Origin of the sequence: Prevotella sp. P4-98 (assembly GCF_002251405.1) — a bacterium.
In the GTDB taxonomy this organism is placed as follows: Bacteria; Bacteroidota; Bacteroidia; order Bacteroidales; family Bacteroidaceae; genus Prevotella.
On sequence record NZ_NPJC01000047.1, the window covers coordinates 1 to 1,661 of the forward strand.

The 1,661-nt window shown below is 38.8% G+C and carries 1 protein-coding gene; it reads right to left on the reverse strand.

Annotated features, from left to right (window positions below; genetic code table 11):
* Positions 1 to 872: 872 nt before the first annotated feature.
* Positions 873 to 1,538 carry a recombinase family protein gene (locus CIK96_RS06890; protein ID WP_094440135.1) on the reverse strand — a complete coding sequence of 222 codons (666 nt, stop codon included), beginning with the start codon at positions 1,536 to 1,538 and terminating at the stop codon, positions 873 to 875.
* Positions 1,539 to 1,661 lie beyond the last annotated feature (123 nt).

Genomic DNA, 1,661 nt, shown 5'->3' on the forward strand with positions numbered 1-1,661 from the left:
TTACTTAACCTCCTCATATCTAATCTGTGCTGACATATAATCAGTTATCAATATTTGGTACAAATTGGGGACAAAACAATCGGTTATTGTCCATCTTGACCTTAGTTTCAAAGAACACGCTGCAAAGATACAAAATATTCCCGACATGGAAAAAAGAAACTAAATAAAACGAAGATTCTCCATTCGTTTTTAGTTCTTTTTAGTGTCCTTATAATGGACTTTCATTATAGATCGCTGCTGGTGATGATGTATGGATTTAATCCCTCTGTTCAATGAAGCATAGTACACCGACCCTATTTTGGTCATCCTTTTATTTTTCACCAAGAGGATATTCCTTCTTATTCCTTTATATAAAGGCACTTACGAATGGTTTATAGAGTTACGCTACCGAATACAACTCATTTTCCCAATGCTTTTTAGGAATAGAAAGTCAATTTTTTGATGGATTTCTTTCAGTTTTTTCAAACTTTCTTCGACAAAAAATCCCGATTCTGCAACCGAACGAACAACCGAAGTAAGTTCCGAACCCAAGCTCCATCATCTGTTCATCTCCTTCCTCCATAAAATAATCTCATCAACATTATATTGCCTCTTCTTGCCTTCGCGGCTCCACCAGAACATCCTGGAGGAACGGGACTCGATACAGTAGTTAATCTCACCAAGATTAAATATCCCGTCGATCCTGTTCATCAGGATGTCTGTCAAGTCTGTGATGACGCTGAAGTCGATGCTCTGCCTCTGGGCCAGAAAATAATCTCATTGAAAGTAAAACTGGCCCAAGGATACTCCTCGCGTCCCTCCTGATACATAAAGTTGCAAGCCATACCATCTGATACGACCTGCAATCCGTTATGCAATTCCGTTATTTACAATCAAAGAGCAAACTCTTTCTTAACCCTTTGACATGTACTAACGGACACGTTGCTTATCTTAGCAGCATCCCTTATGGATAAGCCACGCTTTAATGCTTTGATGGTAGCTGCATATTCTAGTTCTTTTCTCTCTTTGGTCTTTACAGTTCCTTTTGGCCTGCCAAATCCGACATCTGCAAGAGTTTTACCACTTGACAAGGCCAATTCTATCTTTCTTCTACGGGCATCATTAAGCCTAAACTTGATTGAGTCTCGCTCTACTTTGGCACAGGTAGAGATTACCGAACAGAAGATAGCAAGGAAGGGGTTCTCTGTACCATCTTCCATGTAAAGGCTCATACCTTCCTTTTGAAAGATACAATTGATTTTGTGATCCAAACAAAACTTAATGCTTTCCAAGACCTCCCATATTGCTCTACCCATGCGATCCATAGAACTAAAGTAGATAACATCAACTGCATTATCCTTTGCATAGTTTAGGCATTCCATGAACACAGGTCTATCCTTGTTTGGCGTAGCACCTGATATATGTTCAAGGAATGGCTCATGTACCAGCAAATCATTGTTGGCATCTATCAGCTTTGTTAAGCTATAGGTCTGGCGGTCTGTGTTCTGGCGATCGCCTGTAGAGCTAACTCTACCGTAAATTATGCTTCTTCTATTCATGGATATAATTCAAAATAATCTTGGATAATTCTTACTACTTTATTTTTGGGAAAAAGTAGAAAATTTAGTAGGCAAAAAAGTGCAAAATAAATTATGTGAGACAGGGAGATTTTTGACTACAGA

What these genes read in the sequence shown, in the direction of transcription:
- CIK96_RS06890 (WP_094440135.1), bottom strand. Translation starts at nt 1,538, where the DNA reads ATGAATAGAAGAAGCATAATTTACGGTAGAGTTAGCTCTACAGGCGAT.